This window comes from Rothia sp. 88186D007BW (assembly GCF_053544215.1).
Genome location: NZ_JBPPTR010000001.1, coordinates 98,794 through 116,408 on the forward strand (window position 1 = coordinate 98,794; position 17,615 = coordinate 116,408).

The 17,615-nt window shown below is 57.1% G+C and carries 13 protein-coding genes and 2 riboswitches; all 13 genes read right to left on the reverse strand.

Going from position 1 to position 17,615, the window contains the following annotated elements; genetic code table 11:
* Nucleotides 1-37 precede the first annotated feature (37 nt).
* On the reverse strand, nucleotides 38-3,538 hold the full coding sequence (gene rpoB / locus ACEE09_RS00510) for a DNA-directed RNA polymerase subunit beta (RefSeq protein ID WP_449081096.1): 3,501 nt from the start codon (nucleotides 3,536-3,538) through the stop codon (nucleotides 38-40).
* Between the two features lie 282 nt (nucleotides 3,539-3,820).
* Nucleotides 3,821-5,338, reverse strand: coding sequence for an L-serine ammonia-lyase (locus ACEE09_RS00515; protein WP_449081098.1), 1,518 nt, complete (start codon nucleotides 5,336-5,338; stop codon nucleotides 3,821-3,823).
* Between the two features lie 63 nt (nucleotides 5,339-5,401).
* On the reverse strand, nucleotides 5,402-6,520 hold the full coding sequence (gcvT, locus tag ACEE09_RS00520) for a glycine cleavage system aminomethyltransferase GcvT (protein ID WP_449081100.1): 1,119 nt from the start codon (nucleotides 6,518-6,520) through the stop codon (nucleotides 5,402-5,404).
* 17 nt (nucleotides 6,521-6,537) lie between these two features.
* Nucleotides 6,538-9,381, reverse strand: a complete 2,844-nt coding sequence (gene gcvP, locus ACEE09_RS00525; RefSeq protein WP_449081101.1) for an aminomethyl-transferring glycine dehydrogenase — start codon at nucleotides 9,379-9,381, stop codon at nucleotides 6,538-6,540.
* Between the two features lie 55 nt (nucleotides 9,382-9,436).
* Nucleotides 9,437-9,549: riboswitch (glycine riboswitch) on the reverse strand.
* Nucleotides 9,550-9,663: riboswitch (glycine riboswitch) on the reverse strand. It lies immediately after the preceding riboswitch.
* Nucleotides 9,664-9,849: 186 nt separating this feature from the next.
* Nucleotides 9,850-11,088 carry an MFS transporter gene (locus ACEE09_RS00530; RefSeq protein ID WP_449081102.1) on the reverse strand — a complete coding sequence of 413 codons (1,239 nt, stop codon included), beginning with the start codon at nucleotides 11,086-11,088 and terminating at the stop codon, nucleotides 9,850-9,852.
* Nucleotides 11,089-11,547: 459 nt separating this feature from the next.
* Nucleotides 11,548-12,192 (reverse strand): N-acetyltransferase family protein, encoded by a 645-nt coding sequence (locus tag ACEE09_RS00535; protein ID WP_449081103.1) that lies wholly within the window; start codon nucleotides 12,190-12,192, stop codon nucleotides 11,548-11,550.
* Between the two features lie 86 nt (nucleotides 12,193-12,278).
* Nucleotides 12,279-12,869 (reverse strand): PTS sugar transporter subunit IIA, encoded by a 591-nt coding sequence (locus ACEE09_RS00540; RefSeq protein WP_449081105.1) that lies wholly within the window; start codon nucleotides 12,867-12,869, stop codon nucleotides 12,279-12,281.
* Nucleotides 12,870-12,966: 97 nt separating this feature from the next.
* Nucleotides 12,967-13,992, reverse strand: a complete 1,026-nt coding sequence (locus ACEE09_RS00545) for an endonuclease/exonuclease/phosphatase family protein (protein ID WP_449081106.1) — start codon at nucleotides 13,990-13,992, stop codon at nucleotides 12,967-12,969.
* Nucleotides 13,993-14,172: 180 nt separating this feature from the next.
* On the reverse strand, nucleotides 14,173-14,550 hold the full coding sequence (rplL, locus tag ACEE09_RS00550; RefSeq protein ID WP_449081108.1) for a 50S ribosomal protein L7/L12: 378 nt from the start codon (nucleotides 14,548-14,550) through the stop codon (nucleotides 14,173-14,175).
* 114 nt (nucleotides 14,551-14,664) lie between these two features.
* A complete protein-coding gene (gene rplJ, locus ACEE09_RS00555) occupies nucleotides 14,665-15,174 on the reverse strand; it encodes a 50S ribosomal protein L10 (RefSeq protein WP_449081110.1) in 510 nt (169 codons plus the stop codon).
* A 401-nt stretch (nucleotides 15,175-15,575) separates the two neighbouring features.
* Nucleotides 15,576-15,803, reverse strand: coding sequence for a hypothetical protein (locus ACEE09_RS00560; protein ID WP_449081112.1), 228 nt, complete (start codon nucleotides 15,801-15,803; stop codon nucleotides 15,576-15,578).
* Nucleotides 15,804-16,053: 250 nt separating this feature from the next.
* Nucleotides 16,054-16,746 (reverse strand): 50S ribosomal protein L1, encoded by a 693-nt coding sequence (gene rplA / locus ACEE09_RS00565; RefSeq protein ID WP_449081113.1) that lies wholly within the window; start codon nucleotides 16,744-16,746, stop codon nucleotides 16,054-16,056.
* 141 nt (nucleotides 16,747-16,887) lie between these two features.
* On the reverse strand, nucleotides 16,888-17,319 hold the full coding sequence (gene rplK, locus ACEE09_RS00570) for a 50S ribosomal protein L11 (RefSeq protein ID WP_449081114.1): 432 nt from the start codon (nucleotides 17,317-17,319) through the stop codon (nucleotides 16,888-16,890).
* Nucleotides 17,320-17,615 lie beyond the last annotated feature (296 nt).

Here is a 17,615-nt window from a genome sequence, read left to right on the forward strand (position 1 = left end):
TAGTGTTTTGAAGTCTTGTTTGAACAGATGTGAGGGGTTAGACCTCTTCGACAGAGCTGGGCTCTGCGTGGGACAGGTCAATGCCCAGGTCATCTGCTGTTCGGAAGCCTTCGTCTTCTACATCGCGCATTTCGATGGTCTTACCGTCGGTTGAGAGTACCTCAACGTTCAGGCAGAGGGACTGCATTTCCTTGATCAAAACCTTGAAGGACTCGGGCACACCGGGTTCGGGGATGTTTTCGCCCTTAACGATGGCTTCGTAGACCTTCACGCGGCCGTGAACGTCGTCAGACTTGACGGTCAGGATTTCCTGCAGGGTGTAAGCGGCACCGTATGCTTCCAGTGCCCACACTTCCATTTCACCGAAGCGCTGACCACCGAACTGGGCCTTACCACCCAGGGGCTGCTGGGTAATCATGGAGTAGGGGCCGGTGGAGCGTGCGTGGATCTTGTCATCGACAAGGTGGTGCAGCTTCAGGATGTACTGGTAGCCAACGGATACCGGCTCGGGGAAGGGCTCGCCGGAGCGGCCATCGAGCAGGCGTGCCTTACCTGAACGGTTGATCAGGCGGTCACCATCGCGGTTGGGGTTAGCGTGGTCCATGAGCTCGAAGAGTTCCTCTTCACCGGCACCGTCGAACACGGGGGTTGCGACGTTGGTGGGGCCGGTTTCCTTGGGGAAGTTGTGGAGCTTATCGAGCCAGGCGGGGTTACCTTCAATCTTCCAGCCCTGCTTAGCTAGCCAGCCGGTGTGAACTTCAAGTACCTGACCGATGTTCATACGACCGGGAACACCTAGCGGGTTCAGGATGATGTCAACGGGGGTGCCGTCTTCCATGAAGGGCATGTCTTCGATGGGAAGGATCTTGGTAATAACACCCTTGTTACCGTGGCGACCTGCCAGCTTATCGCCGACAGTAATCTTGCGCTTCTGGGCAACGTAGACACGGACCAGCTGGTTGACACCGCTGGGCAGGTCTTCATCGTCATTTTCGCGGTCAAAGATACGGACGCCGATGACGGTACCGGACTCACCGTGAGGAACTTTCAGTGAGGTGTCACGAACTTCGCGGGACTTTTCACCGAAAATAGCGCGCAGCAGGCGCTCTTCGGGGGTCAGTTCGGTTTCGCCCTTGGGGGTGACCTTACCGACCAGGATGTCGCCGGCCTCAACCTCGGCACCGATGTGGATGATGCCGCGCTCGTCGAGGGCTGAGAGCACCTCTTCGGAGACGTTGGGGATGTCGCGGGTAATCTCTTCGGCACCCAGCTTGGTGTCGCGGGCGTCGATTTCGTGCTCTTCAATGTGGATTGAGGTGAGCACGTCATCGGAGATCATGCGCTGGGACAGGATGATGCCGTCCTCGAAGTTGAAGCCTTCCCATGACATGTAAGCCACGAGCAGGTTCTTACCGAGTGCCAGCTCGCCCTTATCGGTGGAGGGACCGTCGGCAATCAGGCTACGCTCTTCAACGCGGTCGCCCACCTTGACCACAACGCGGTGGTTGTAGCAGTTACCGGGGTTAGAGCGCTGGAACTTGAGGATGGGGTAGGAGGTGGTGGTGCCATCGTCGTTACGAACGACTACCAGGTCAGCGGAGACCTCAGAGACCACACCGGCCTTCTTAGCAACGACGGAGTCACCGGAGTCAAGAGCTGCGTAGCGCTCCATACCGGTACCAACGACGGGTGCTTCTGATTCGAGCAGGGGAACGGCCTGACGCTGCATGTTAGCACCCATCAGTGCTCGGTTAGCGTCGTCGTGTTCCAGGTAGGGAATCAGGGCGGTTGCTACAGACACCATCTGGCGGGGGGAGACGTCCATGAACTCAATCTCGGAGGCGTCTACCAGCACAGCTTCGCCAGAACCGTCGCCTGCACGGCAGAGAACCTGCTCTTCAGCGAAGGTCATGTCTGCGTTCAGGGGTGCGTTGGCCTGAGCGATGGTGTTGCCCTTTTCGTCATCGGCGGTGAGGTACTTGACCTCGTCGGTGACCTTGCCGTTCTTGACGATGCGGTAGGGGGTCTCGATGAAACCGAAGGGGTTGATGCGGGCGTAGGTTGCCAGCGAGCCAATCAGACCAATGTTGGGGCCTTCAGGGGTTTCGATGGGGCACATACGGCCGTAGTGGGAGGGGTGCACGTCTCGCACTTCCATGCCTGCACGGTCACGAGAAAGACCACCGGGGCCCAGTGCGGAGAGACGACGCTTGTGGGTCAGCCCTGCCAGCGGGTTGTTCTGGTCCATGAACTGGGAGAGCTGGGAGGTGCCGAAGAATTCCTTGATGGAGGCAACAACGGGACGGATGTTAATCAGGGTCTGAGGGGTGATAGCCTCAACGTCCTGAGTAGTCATACGCTCGCGGACAACGCGCTCCATACGGGACAGACCGGTGCGGATCTGGTTTTCAATCAGTTCGCCTACGGCACGGATACGGCGATTACCGAAGTGGTCGATATCGTCAACATCTACGCGGATATCAACTTCCTGACCGTCGCGGATGCCCTTGATGCTACTACCACCTGCGTGCAGGGTTACCAGGTAGCGAATCATAGCTGCGATGTCATCCTGTGACAGCACTGCTGCTGAGGGGTCGTTGACGGGGGTGTCGATACCGAGCTTGCGGTTCACCTTGTAGCGGCCGACCTTTGCTAGGTCGTAGCGGCGGGGGGTGAAATACATGTTGTCCAGCAGGTTCTGGGCAGCATCGACTGTGGGGGGTTCACCCGGGCGGAGCTTGCGGTAGATATCCAGCAGTGCCTCTTCACGAGTCTGGACGGTGTCCTTCTCGAGGGTGGCGCGGATGGAATCGAACTCGCCGAACTCAGCCAGAATCTTAGCTTCGGTCCAGCCCATAGCCTTGAGTAGGGTGGTGACGGACTGCTTACGGCGACGGTCCAGACGGACGCCAACCTGGTCACGCTTGTCGATTTCCAGTTCGAACCAGGCACCGCGAGAAGGAATAATCTTGGCGGTGTAGATGTCCTTATCGGAGGTGCGGTCGGCGGTCTTTTCGAAGTAGGCGCCAGGTGAACGAACCAGCTGGGAAACAACGACGCGCTCAGAGCCGTTGATGACGAAGGTGCCGGACTCGGTCATCAGGGGAAAATCACCCATGAACACGGTCTGCTGTTTGATTTCGCCCGTGTTGTTGTTCATGAATTCGGCCTTGACGTACAGGGGAGCAGCGTAGGTCGCATCGCGATCCTTGCACTCTTCCATGGTGTACTTGGGGTCGGCGAATTCAGGATCGGAGAAGGACAGGGACATGGTGCCCTGGAAGTCCTCGATCGGGGAGATTTCTTCGAAGATGTCGGCCAGGCCGGAGGTCTGGCTGACGGAGGTATCGCCGGTTTCTGCTGCTACAGCAGCTTTAGCTGCCCAGCGTTCATTACCGACGAGCTGATCAAAGCTGTCAAGCTGGAGCGCGAGCAGGTTGGGTACCTGCAGGGGCTCAGCAATTTTTGCGAATGAGATTCGGCGCTGCGAACCTACGCCGTTAGCGGCTTCAGTATTAGAGGTGCTCGAGGCGACCAAGATTGGATCCTTCCACAGACATGTCTGTTCGTGCCCGCTCCCCCACCAGGGGCGGTACGCTCAAGGACCCATTGAAAAGGCAAACTAGCCGGCCATAGCACCTGTGCCGTGCTGTTGTGTGGCTAGATTGATGTTCGAGGGTACGGGGGCGTACTTAAAACCTGTTACAACCTGCCCACCGCTATATGAAGGCACAGAAGATTAGGGAAGCGCAAATATTCATGCTACAGCATAATATTTAAGCTGTCCATACCCAATCTCTGCGGCTTTTGCAAACTCTCCCTAGCACTCCACTACATTCACAGCCAGGCCGCCCATAGATGTCTCCTTATAGCGGTGAGACATATCCTCACCGGTCTGGCGCATGGTTTCAATCACCTGATCCAGAGAAACCCGGTGTTGTCCGTCCCCTCGTAGGGCCATCTTAGCGGCGGTGACCGCATTAGAGGCGGCCATGGCGTTGCGTTCAATACAGGGAATCTGTACCAGGCCGCCCACAGGGTCGCAGGTCAAACCCAGGTTGTGCTCCATAGCAATCTCGGCGGCATTTTCAATCTGCTCATTGGTGCCTCCCATAACCTGCGCTAGACCGGCAGCAGCCATGGATGAGGCTGTGCCCACCTCACCCTGGCAGCCTACCTCAGCGCCAGAGATTGAGGCCCGCTTCTTATAGAGGGCACCAATTGAGGCGGCAGCTAGAAAAAAGTCCACGACGGCATCATCAATAGCTTTCTGCCCGTGATGGGCCACCGAGGGCACATAGTTGAGTGCGTAGTGCAAGACTGCGGGGATAATGCCAGCAGCCCCGTTGGTGGGGGCCGTGACAACACGCCCGCCAAAGGCGTTCTCCTCGTTGACAGCCAGGGCAATCAGATTAACCCAGTCGATGGCGAAATCAGCTGACTTTCGAGGGTCTTCTTCTAGCAGGTCACGGTGCCATTGCCCTGCACGGCAGCGCACCTTAAGCGGGCCGGGCAGATAGCCCATACGTTCTAAGGACGAGCCAATACACTCCTTCATAACCTGCCGAATATGCAAAATACCAGCTCGGACCTCTGCTTCAGTGCGCTCTGTCTTCTCATTTTCCATCTTGAGCTGAGCAATAGATAATCCGGCCGTGTTAGCCATCTCCAGTAGCTCTCGGCCCGACCCGAAAGGGTAAGGGGCCTGAGAAAGGCCAGTAGATTCTGATAATTCTTCGTCTTCTTCTACGATGAAGCCACCACCGATAGAGAAGTAAGTGCGCTCTAGCAGTACCTTCTCCCCCGTATAACCAGTGACTTTAATACCGTTGGTGTGCCGAGGCAACAGGGTGAGCGGGCGCAGGGTGATATCAGATTCCTTATAGGTAAGGACGGGCCCGCTCACCTTAGTAGCGTCCGGACCGGGGGCACCGGTTTCAAAAGCAGCCGAGGGGTAGCCGGCCAGGGGTAGAGTTCCGTCTACCTGGTTACGGCCCATGAGAGCTTCGGCGGCGGCAATATCAATGGTTTCAGGTACAAAGCCAGCCAGCCCTTTGAGAGCTGCGCTCATGGTTCCGTGCCCAGCGCCGGTAGCTGCCAAAGAACCGTAGAGGTCGATATGAACCTGGGTAACGTCCTTAAGGGTTCCAGTATCAATCAGTTCAGCAATAAACCGGTTGGTGGCTCGCATGGGGCCTACGGTATGGGAGCTTGAGGGGCCGATACCAATAGAAAAGAGCTCAAAGACGGAAATGTCATAGCCCAGGGCTTCTGCTTGAGCTTGTGCTCCTGTGTGAGGCGGCTCAGAAAGATAATCGGTGATGTTATTCAGGCCCATAGGTTATGTTCCTCTCAGCAGGGGTAGTACAGAATTCTCAGTGGACTCTTTCAGCCTCGTCTTCTACTGTGTGCGCTGGTAAAAAGGCAGCTCAACAATATCGAAAGGAGCAGCCTTACCGCGAATATCCACCTGCACAGTCTGCCCCAAGCTAGCGTGCTCGGTAGCCAGAAGAGCCATGGCGATGGGGTAGCCCAGGGTAGGTGAAGGGATACCGGAGGTAATCTCACCAATCTTGGTACCGTCCTGGTCTACCAGTGTGGAACCTGCCCGCCCAGGCCGCTTGCCCTGAGCTTTAAGACCGACCAGGGAACGAGCTGGAGTTTCATCGGCGAGCGCAAGTAGGGCGTCCTTACCGACAAAATCGGCGGTCTTCTTGTTCAGGGCGATTTCAACGAGTTTGCCCATGCCTGATTCGAAGGGGGTGATGTCCCGGCCTAGTTCGTGGCCGTAGAGGGGCATGCCTGCTTCAAGGCGTAGGGAGTCGCGGGCAGCTAGGCCTGCGGGGATAGCCCCGTGCTCTTGGCCGCGTTCAGAGGCTAGGGCCCAGAGCTTGGCGGCGTCCTTGTTGGCAACATAGATTTCAAAGCCGTCTTCACCGGTGTAGCCGGTGCGGGCGAGCAGGGCTTGAATGTTGCCGAGGCGAATCGGGGCAGCTGAGTAGTAGCCCATAGAGGTGATGGTTTCAGCTTCGGAGGGTTCCATCTCTAGCAGGATGGCCTCTGATGCTGGGCCTTGTAGGGCAATGAGGGAGGTCTGGGCGGTCTCATTGACTAGTTGCACCTCGAATCCTGTGGTGCGGACGCTCATTGTCTCGTAGTCGGTTGCAACGTTAGCGGCGTTGGGGATTACCAGGAATTCTTCCTCGCCTAGTCGGTAGGTAATCACATCGTCGATGACCCCGCCGTCTTCGGCTAGGAGCAGGGAGTACTTGGCCTTGCCCACCTTGAGGATGGACATGTTAGAGAGTAGGGCGTAGTCCAAGAAAGTAGCGGCGTCGGGGCCGGTGATGCGGAATTCGCCCATGTGGGAGAGGTCAAAGAGACCTGCTGTTAATCGTACGGCCTTGTGCTCTTCGACGTCGTTGCTGTATTTGAGGGGCATCTCCCAGCCGCCGAAGTCGGTGAAGGTGGCACCCAAATCGATGTGGACCTGGTGGAGGGCAGTTTTCTGGGGTGACATAGGTTTACCTTTCTGGTCTAGGCGCTGGGAGCTTCGATGTCGAAGGCTTCCATGGGCGGGCATTCGCAGACGAAGTTACGGTCGCCGCCCGCGCCGTCGATACGCCCCACGGGGGTGAAGTACTTATTCAGGCGTAGCTCGTGGACGGGGTAGGCTGCCTGGGATCTGGGGTAGGGTCGGGTCCATTCATCAGCGGTGAGGACCTCAACGGTGTGCGGGGCCTGACGCAGTACGGATTCTTCGGCGCTGATTTTGCCGTCGATGACCTCTTGAATCTCGGCGTGAATCTTGGTCATGGCCTGGATAAAGCGGTCGAGTTCAGCTAAGGACTCGCTCTCGGTGGGCTCAACCATGAGGGTGCCAGGTACGGGGAAGGCTAGGGTGGGGGCGTGGAAGCCGTAGTCCATGAGTCGCTTGCAGACGTCCTCGGCGGTGATTCCGGAGGCCGCAGTTAGCTGGCGCAAATCTAGGATGCATTCGTGGGCTACCAGGCCGGTTTCACCCGCGTAGAGTACCGGGTAGAGGGAGCCTAGTTTCTTGGCAATGTAGTTGGCTGAGAGGATAGCGGTCTCAGAGGATGCGCGTAGCCCTTCAGCGCCGGTCATGGCAATGTACATCCAGGAGATGGGTAGCACACCGGCTGAGCCGAACATGGCCTGGGAGATGGGTAGGGGCGCACCGGCTAGCTGGCCTTGGGCGTCCGCTTCAAAGCCGTTGCCGGGTAGGTATTTTTCTAGGTGGGCACCCACAGCAACCGGGCCGACGCCGGGGCCTCCACCACCGTGGGGGATGGCGAAGGTTTTGTGCAAGTTCAGGTGGGAGACATCGCCACCGAACTTTCCGGGTTGGGCTAGGCCCATTTGGGCGTTAAGGTTGGCACCGTCTATGTAGACCTGGCCCCCGGCTTCGTGCACCAGCTGGCAGACTTCCACAACCTGCTGTTCGAAGACACCGTGGGTGGAGGGGTAGGTAATCATAATCCCGGCGATGGTGTCGCCGTATTTTTCAATCTTGGCTTTTAGATCCTCTACGTCGATGGAGCCATCGGCGGCGGTTGCCACACCGGCAACAGCCAGACCGGCTAGGGCGGCAGAGGCGGCGTTGGTGCCGTGGGCGCTCATGGGAATGAGGACGATGGTGCGCTGGGTATCGCCTTGAGCTTCGTGGTAGGCGCGGATAGCGCGTAGGCCCGCGTATTCGCCGGACGCACCGGAGTTAGGTTGCAAGGAGATAGCGTCGTAGCCTGTGATTTCGGTGAGCCAGGTGGAGAGCTCTTCAATCAGGGCCTTCCACCCGGTGGCTTGGTCGGCAGGGACGTTGGGGTGGATGGAGGCGAATTCGGGCCAGGAGATGGGTTCCATCTCGGCTGCTGCATTGAGTTTCATAGTGCAAGAGCCCAGGGGAATCATGGTGCGGTCTAGGGCCAGGTCTTTATCTGCCAGGGAGCGCAGGTAGCGCATCATGGAGGTTTCAGAGCGGTAGAGGTGGAAGACCGGATGGCTCATGTAGTTATCGGTGCGGAGCAGGGCCTGAGGTAGCTGGTAGGAGTCGGTCTCCCCTAGTTCGCCGCCCAGGGCGGTTGCCAGGGCTTCGAGTACCTGTTCGGTGTGGGATTCGCCTACAGAGATAGAGATACGGTCAGCGGAGAGACGGCGGATATTAATACCTGCTTCTAGCGCCTGGGCGACCAGTTCGTCGGCGCGATTCGGTGCTTCAAAAGCTACGGTGTCGAAGAAGGTTTCGTGGACTAGTTTCAGTCCGGCGGACGTGCCGGCTGCGGCAATTCGGGCGGCATTATCGTGCAGACGCTGAGCAATGGCGCGTAGCCCTTCGGGGCCGTGGTAGATAGCGTATGCACCGGCGGCGATGGCCAGTAGGGCCTGGGCGGTGCAGATGTTAGAGGTAGCTTTTTCGCGGCGGATGTGTTGTTCGCGGGTTTGTAGGGCTAGGCGGTAGGCGGGCTTGCCGGTGGCGTCCTTTGATACACCGACCAGACGGCCTGGAAGGTTGCGTTCTAGCCCCTGGGCGACGGCCATGAAGGCTGCGTGGGGGCCACCGTACCAGAGGGGCAGGCCGAAGCGTTGTGAGGAGCCCACAGCAATATCGGCACCCTGGTGACCGGGGGTGGTCAGTAGGGTCTGGGCTAGCAGGTCGGTGATGACGGTGACTAGGGCCCCGCGTTCCTTAGCGGCCTGAATGAGTGGCTCGATGTCGCGCACTTGGCCGTCTTGGCCGGGGTTAGAGATAATGACGCCGTAGAGGTCGCCTTCGGGCAGACCGTCAGCAAAGTCGGTGATGGTAAAGGGAATACCCAATGCTTCGGCACGGCCGCGGACGACTGAGAGGGTCTGGGGCAGGGCGCGGGCGTCGATAGCGAAGAAGCCCTTCTTGACTTTGCGGTTAGCACGGCGCATCATCACCGCAGCTTCTGCAACGGCGGTTGCTTCATCTAGAAGGGAGGCATTAGCGATGGGTAGACCGGTCAGCTCCATGACGGTGTTTTGAAAGTTTAGCAGAGCTTCGAGACGGCCTTGAGAAATTTCGGGCTGGTAAGGGGTATAGGAGGTGTACCAGCCCGGGTTTTCAAGTATGTTGCGGCGGATAACAGCCGGGGTGATGGCATCGTAGTAGCCTGCGCCAATCATCTGGTGCTTGACCTGATTGAGGGCTGCATAGGAGGCGATCTTACTCTGGGCCTCTAGCTCAGATAGTGGAGCGGGCAGATTGAGATCACCCTGTAGACGAATGGTGGGGGGAATGACCTCTTTGATGAGGGCGCCGAGGCTGTCATAGCCTAGGGCTGCTAGCATGGTTTCTTGGTCAGTTGAGCGGGGGCCAAGGTGACGGTCGAGGAATGACATATGAGGCTCCAAGGGTAGAGGGTAAACCTACCCACAGGGTGCCCTGTGGGGGTGCCCTCCCCGCTCTGTTATTACCTGAGAGTTTTGGTTCGCAGCTACCCATCACGCGTAGTAGCGGGCGCGAATTTTGCCCCTTCGGTGGGGGTTTGATGCCCCTCTCCAGAGTTGCCTAACTGAGCGGTACATGTGCCTGAGAGTTTCCCGGGGAGGATTTGCTCCTTCGGCGCCGGCGCTCGTGGTCCCTCAACCTCGAGTCTGCACGGTCTCTCCCGCGCCAGTTGTAACAGCTTTTATTTATAATACCCCTTATTGTGCCATACCTTACACACCTGGCGCCATATTGAGACGGGTTATCGTCCCAGCGATGCTAGAGCCAAGCACTTTCCTATCAGCATGACAAAGTGCCCCTAGCCTATAGAGGCCAGGGGCACTTGGGGTATCTATGTCAATAGATTCTAGATAGTTCTACTATGCGGCGTGCTTCTTGCTCTTAGTAATGAGAGTTATCAGCAGACCAAGGATTGAAGCACCAGCTAGCAGGGTCAGACCCAGGAAGTAGCTGTGAAGTTCTTCGTTGTAGGTTGCGCCCATAACCAGGGGAGGGAAGAAACCGCCGAAGGCACCTAGGGCACCCACGACACCTGCAACAGAACCCTGCATTTCAGGGGCAATGACCTGAGCCAACCAAGCAAACAGGCCACCGATACCGATACCTAGTGAACCGGCCAGTAGCAAGAAGAGGGTACCGTAGACGTACTCACCTTCAGGCTGGAAGGCAATCAGCATCGCGAGAATGGTTACCAGGATAAAGGAGGTAAGGCAGATGAGCTTGGGGCTGATGCGGTCAGCAAGAGAACCTGCAATAGGACGGGCAATAACAGCTACCAGAGCGAACCCAGCGGTACGGGTACCCGCATCCACTGCTTCCCAGCCGTAGACGTTACCCAGGTAGGTGGGCAGGTAGTTAGAGAAAGAAACGAAGGCACCGAAGCCGATGGCGCACAAAGCGGAGAACTGCCAGGTGGGGATCAGCTTTAGGGCTGCTGCAATCTTGGGCAGAAGAGGAGCAGACTTACCGGTGGGGCGCAGAGGAGATTCGCGCAGCAAGAGGTAGGAGAGCACTGCTGCCAGGCCAACAACGGCGGCCATCAGCAGGTGAAGGTTCCAGTAGCCCAACGCGTTGAAGAGGCGGGGGGTCAGGAATGCGTTCAGACCAGTACCAATCATACCGGCGCCGAAGACACCTGATGAGAAACCACGGCGGTGCTTCTCGTACCAGAGGTTAGTGAAGGGAGCACCCACTGCGAAAACAGTACCGGCCAGACCCAGCAGGAATGCAGAAACCATCAAGAAAGCAAAGCTATCTGAAAGCCCAGCGATACCGGTCAGTAGAACCAAGGGGGCAGATACACCTAGCACGATGGTAAACATGATGCGTCCGCCGAAGTTATCGGCCAAAGCACCTACCGGGATACGAGCCAAAGCACCAACGAGAATGGGGGTAGCAATCAGCAGGCTAACCTGACCGGGAGTGAGGTCAAATTCTTTTGCGTAGTAACCCTTTGCGAGGGGGCCTATCAGGGTCCAGGCCCAGAACCCAATGGTTGAGAAGATGGTAGCTAGAAGAAGGTTTTTGAGCTGATTCTTTTTCAGCTCCTGGGTGAGGTCTTGTGAAGGGGCAGTGTCAGCCGCAGCCGTAGAACCCATAATGTGTAGCTCCTGATGATATATCACGATTAATACTCAGTTACATGTAACCGAATCCAGTTATGACACTAACTCATTTACTGGCCCCATGGTATGCATGCTGGCGTAGCCCCTCTTACAGTCAAGCACCCTCTAAGGTAGGAAATATAGTATAATTTCCCCTATTTTCATTCCAGGGGCCCTTCTGCCTGAAAACAGCTCCAAACTAGCCTAGTTCATCCCAAATATTGGTATTAATCAAGAACGCCGAGCAGCTAGCGACTTCAAGTGAAAATCACCAAAACTGATTCCCCAGGATTATGACACTCGAAATCAGTGTTTATCTAAATAATCACATTAATTATTCAAACTGTTGCATACGCCCCCGCTTCGGCCACATCGCTATCTTCAGCAGAGCAGCTCCCCGTAAAGTACTGACTAGCTCATGCACATCATCAGGAGAGAAGAACAGAGAAATTACTACTTGTTCCGGTGAAGGTCATGCAAGGATACTTGCGTCACCGGGGCCGGGTGCAACATGCCCAGGGCAGGCTTGCCGCTTTTGAACCGAAAGAGCTCCACAAAACCGTGGCGGGCATACAATGACGCTGAGCGGTAGGTAGATGCCTCCAAATAGGCAGGAACCTGCTCTAGGCGCTCACAGCGGTAATCCAGCAGGTGGGAGCCGATGCCGTGACCGCGGGCGTCCTCGTGCACACCGATGGTGTAGAGGTACCAGTGGGCGAATCTGGGGCGCTTGGCTAGCAGCCGGAACTCGGTGAAAGCGGCACGAATCAGCCCCTTCCCTAGCACCTTGTAGTAATCAGGGAGAGCCTTGAGGTCAGCCAGCAGGTTGCCCTTCTGCGCCTGGGGTGAGAGCCAGAGAGCAGCCCCCAGCACCTTGCCGTCTTCGGTAACAGCGATATCAATGGTGCCTTTAGGGCCGTAGGTGGTGCGTATCTGAAAATCGAAAAGACCTCGGACGGTTTCGGTGCGGCCATCCCCGCCCATGGCCTTACTCATAACAGGGTCATATTCAAAGGCGTTGGTGAGTGCCTCAATGACGCCGGGGTAATCAGCTTCGGTAGCTTCACGCACGGTAAAGTTGTAGGTCTGCTCGGGCATAGAATCCTCCTGGGTACGGTTTACTTCTCAAGGGTACCTGGTCAGTTAGGGGCGGGCTAGGAGGCCTGTGCGATTGGGCTTTATCTTTAGGCTGGATGGGTTGCGGTGATGAAGTCAGTACCGGCGGCTACGTCGCTAAGGGCCTTGGTTATTGTCAGGCCTGTTACGGAGTTCTTTTCGTTGGTGATCACTAGCGGAGTGGTGGCGGTGTAGCCTGCGGCTTTGACCTGGTCTAGATTGAATTCAACCAGCACCTGGCCGCGGGTGACTTTCTCGCCCTTCTTGACCTTAGGTTCAAAGAATTTGCCGTCTAGTTCTACGGTATCGAAGCCCACGTGAATCAGTACCTCTAGGCCTTCTGTGGTACGAATGCCGAAGGCGTGGCCGGTGGGGAAGGCTAGGGTTATTTCACCGTCTGCTGGTGCTACCACCTGGCCTGTTGTGGGTTCGATTGCGGCGCCGGGGCCTAGGGCACCCGATGAGAAGGTGGGGTCGCTGACTTTGGCTAGTTCAATGACGGTGCCGTCCATGTGGGCGGTCAGAGCGGAGGTCTCTAGAACGGTGGTTTCCAGAGCGGACGCTGCGGCGGAGGCAGATGCTGGGGACTGGGCAGGGTCAGGTGTTGGGGACTGGGCGGTCTTGCTGTTGCCGAAGAGCCTTTTGAAGAAGCCTGCCATGGTTCTCACCTCATAGTAGATTGGGGGTGCGCTGTGTGCGGGGTTGCCACCAGCCTACCATCGCCTATCACTTCCCCACCGTTCAAGAGAGCGGCAGCTAGGGGCTGCAGAGAGTCAGGGCGGCACCCACTGCCAGATGGTCAGAGTTCCCCACACGGCGGTAGGTCACTTCTTCACCGCCAGCAGGTGGGCCCTGCATCACTATCACGCGGTCAATGGGCGATTTCATTCCTAGCACTCCGTCTGCAGGCCAGGTGCCCTCTACCTGGTCAGTGGCCAAGGCGGCGTCCACCCCCAGCAGTGAGCCAGCCCCCGCATAGCTGGCTAAGCTGCCGTGCAGCAGGGTCGCGTTGAAGTCACCGGCTATCAGGTCGAGGCTCCCCTCGTCGCGGGCCAGCCGGTCAATCGTAGCGAGATCTTCACGCCACTGCTGCATGTAGATAGGGACAGGCGGGGCGGTATGCACCGCCAGTAGCTGGGGCTGCCCGCTGGCCTGGTTTTCAGGAGTCAGCAGAAGGGCCCCGAATGTCATGGGCACTTCCTGCGCGGTGTAGGAGCCCAGCCTGTCGCTCACCAGGGTCAGGGTTGGGGCAATATGGGGCTTTTGGCTCGTGGAGGCAAAGACCTGGTAGCCCGGTACCCCGTCAGCTAGAGCGGGCGTGTCGGGTGAAACTTCGGGGAGCACCAGAAAATCCGGTTGATCAGCCAGTAGCCGGGCCAGGCCCTGGTCGGTGAGGGTGTCGAGGGCGTTATAGGTGGTGACCCGGTAGATCTGCATATTGGCGCAGCCGATGGCGAGCACCCCGCGTGCCTGATATCGCATAGACCCATAGGGGTCAATCACCGCCAGAAGGCTAGAAGCGGCACAGGCTAGTGCCGTCAGCCCGGCGAGGTAGCGGGTGATTGTGCTGGTTCTAGAGCGCAGGGCAACCAGCAGGGCCACTATCAGGACGCCCGCCCCGGCAACCGCAAGCAAAGTGGGGAAGGCAACGGCCTGGGCAATGACCAGGCGGGTGGTCAGCCAGGCTATGACCGGGTGGCCCGGCCATAGCAGGATAGCTAGCCAGGTCAGAAAACCTACCAACAGCAGGCACCAGAGCACACGAAACAGAGTCTTACCCATGACCCCAGCCTAACTAAAACCAGCAGGCAGGGGAAGAGATGGGCGGTGGCGTCCGTCCTTTATGCCCCCCGGCAAGGCCGGCCGCTGCCTTAGATGTAAGGCGGTGTTTCTTAAAAGCCGCAAGGGCGGCAACCCGTGATGGGTGCCGCCCTTGCGCCAAAGATAAGAAAAGTAAGAAACTTACTTGAGGGTGACGGTTGCGCCAGCGCCTTCGAGAGCTTCCTTAGCCTTCTCTGCGTCTTCCTTGGAAACGCCTTCGAGAACGGGCTTGGGAGCGCCGTCAACGAGGTCCTTAGCTTCCTTCAGACCCAGTGAGGTGAGGGCGCGAACTTCCTTAATAACGCCGATCTTCTTGTCGCCAGCTGATTCGAGGATAACGTCGAATTCTGACTGCTCTTCAGCAGAACCAGCGTCGCCACCGGCAGCACCAGCAACAGCAACGGGAGCGGCTGCGGTTACGTCGAATTCTTCTTCGAATGCCTTAACGAATTCGGAAACCTCAACGAGTGACAGTTCCTTGAATGCTTCAATGAGTTCTTCGATTGAAAGCTTAGCCATGAGATTGGCTCCTTCTTTGATTCTCTTGCAAGCCTCAGTATTTCAGCCTGCGAGCTTGAAAATTGTGGGGTGGCCGTAAGGCCAAAGTCTGTGCGGTGGGCAGCTTCGAGGCGATTACTCGGCCTCGGGTGCTGCGCCTTCCTGCTCTTCGAGCTTGATACGCAGAGCGTCAACGGTGCGAGCAACCTTTGCGATTGCGCCCTTTGCGCCGCCTGCGACCTTTGCAAGAAGTACCTCGCGTGATTCGAGGCTTGCAAACTTGTTGATGCCAGCTTCGTCGAGAGCTTCGCCCTCGAAGTAACCGCTCTTAACGATCAGCTGGGGGTTAGCCTTGGCAAAGTCACGCAGACCCTTCGCAGCATCAATGAAGTCGCCCTTGATGAATGCGATTGCGCTGGGGCCGTGGAGCTGACCATCGAATGCTTCGATGCCAACTTCCTTAGCCGCGATAGCGGTCAGAGTGTTCTTTACCACGGCGTACTCGGTCTCAGCACCCAGTGCACGACGAAGTTCCTTCATCTGTGCAACGGTGAGACCACGGTACTCGGTGAGAATTACGCCGTTTGAGGATTCAAGGAGTTCCTTGATCTCAGAGACGGCAGCAATCTTATCCTGTGTTGCCATGGTGTTCCTTCCAGTTCTTATCCCGCCAGGCCAACAAAAAATGCCCCGACGCGCAGGCATCGAGGCATAATACAAGCTCAGTGAAACTGGTTTGTATTCTTTTATCGGCACCTACGCAGGTGGGCTGGTTAGCCCTTATCGTGCCTGTAAAAGGCACAGACCGGCGGTCTTTGGTTACTTCATCTAACCACGGTTAGCTGGGCCCTGGCAAGTTAAAACCGGGGTTAAGGGTGATTAATCACTTAAATTGGGAGGGGTATTGTGGGAAAGGTGAAGGCCTGACAAGTTCAGTGCCAGGCTGCGCCCGCAAATTCTAGACCCGGGCGTCCGCCTCCCCCTAGCCGCTGCGCTAATCTCACAGCTAAAAAGCAGGCTCCGCACGCAACGGAGCCTGCCAAAAACTATTTTTTCTGGAGTTTTAGAAACTGCCAAATCAGCACAAGAATACTGATGACGATAACCAACAGTGAGAGACCGTGCCAAGCAATAATCCACGAAGATGCTTGATGATAAGGCTCGCCTGACTCTTCCCAGTTTCTATATTCCAGGCCAGCAACTATGAGTGATACGACGCCAAGCCCAGCAATCGAGGCTGGTATCCACCATTTATTCTGTACCCGTTTATTCATGTATTTCACCAATTAAAAAGAACATCTTTACTTCTTTTCTCCAAGAAACCAAACTCCTTAATGAGAGTGGTTAGCAATTATCCTATAGCGGGAGCACCGGAAAGACCAGAGATAATACGCATCTGGAACAAAGAGAGTACTTAGGTACTTTTCTTTAAACTGAAAAAGGCAGGCTCCCCGCGTATGAGACGCGGTGAGCCTGCTGATTTAGCCCTGGGGGCTACATCTAACCGGGGAAGTCTAAGAAAACTTAGGCTACGGTTGAGGGGTCAACGGGAACGCCAGGACCGAAGGTGGTGGCGATAGTTGCCTTGGAGATGTAGCGGCCCTTAGAAGATGAGGGCTTGAGACGGTTAACCTCTTCAAGAGCTGCTTCGAAGTTCTCGGTCAGCTGCTGCTCGGTGAAGGAAGCCTTACCGATGATGAAGTGCAGGTTTGAGTTGCGGTCAACGCGGAAGTCAATCTTACCGCCCTTGATGTCTGCAACAGCCTTAGCAACGTCCATGGTGACGGTACCGGTCTTGGGGTTGGGCATGAGGTTACGGGGACCCAGAACCTTACCCAGACGGCCAACCTTGCCCATCATGTCGGGGGTTGCAACTGCTGCGTCGAAGTCTACCCAGCCGCCAGCGATCTTTGCGATCAGGTCGTCTGAGCCAACGAAGTCAGCGCCAGCTGCTTCTGCTGCTTCAGCCTTTTCGCCTGCTGCGATTACTACAACGCGGGCGGTCTTACCGGTGCCGTTGGGCAGGTTGACTGTACCGCGTACCATCTGGTCTGCCTTGCGGGGGTCAACGCCCAGTCGCAGTGCGACCTCAACGGTTGAGTGGGGCTTGTCTGCTGCGATTTCCTTTGCTACTGCAATAGCCTCGGCGGGTGCGTAGAGCTTGTCCGCTTCAATCTTGGCTACAGCTGCCTGGTACGCCTTGCTGCGCTTTGCCATCTGCTTTTCTCCTTTGCAGGTGTGGTCTTTGATGAGCCGCGCTCGGCTCTGCCACATGCCTCCCAGACGTGGGAGACTCTAACAATTGTCTTAGGTGAGGTGTGAACCTCGGTTCCCCGCGGTAGGCGGGGTGGAAGGGTCTTAGCCTTCGACGGTGATGCCCATGGAGCGGGCGGTGCCGGCGATGATCTTCGCTGCGGCGTCGATGTCGTTAGCGTTGAGGTCTTCCATCTTGGTCTGCGCGATTTCCTTGACCTGGTCCAGGGTCAGTGAGCCGACCTTGTTGGTGTGGGGAACGCCAGAACCCTTAGCAACGCCAGCTGCCTTCTTGATGAGCTGTGCTGCAGGAGGGGTCTTGGTGATGAAGGTGAAGGAGCGGTCCTCGTAGACGGTGATTTCTACGGGGATGATGTTGCCGCGCTGGGATTCAGTGGCTGCGTTGTAAGCCTTGCAGAATTCCATGATGTTGACGCCTTGCGCACCGAGTGCGGGGCCAACGGGGGGCGCGGGGTTAGCGGCGCCTGCCTGGATCTGCAGCTTGATGAGGCCGGTGACCTTCTTCTTGGGAGCCATTTGTGTTTGGTCCTTTTCTTAGCTGGTGGGCCGGAGCACAGGAGTATGCACCGGGCGGTGGTGCTGCCATGGCGGCGGCTGCACCCTGTAGGGACGCACCGGCGTGGGTGCGCACATACAGTTTTCTATCTTAGTACGGTCTGAGCCTTAAAGCTATTGCGGGGCGGACGTCAGCAGCTGGGTGTTTGCTCACAGGATGGGCAGGTGCGGGGTCAGCTCGCTTGCGCCCCAGCTCAATTCCCCGCATTTGTTCTGGTTTACCCGCAACTAGTTGCGGGTAAACCAGAACAAATGCG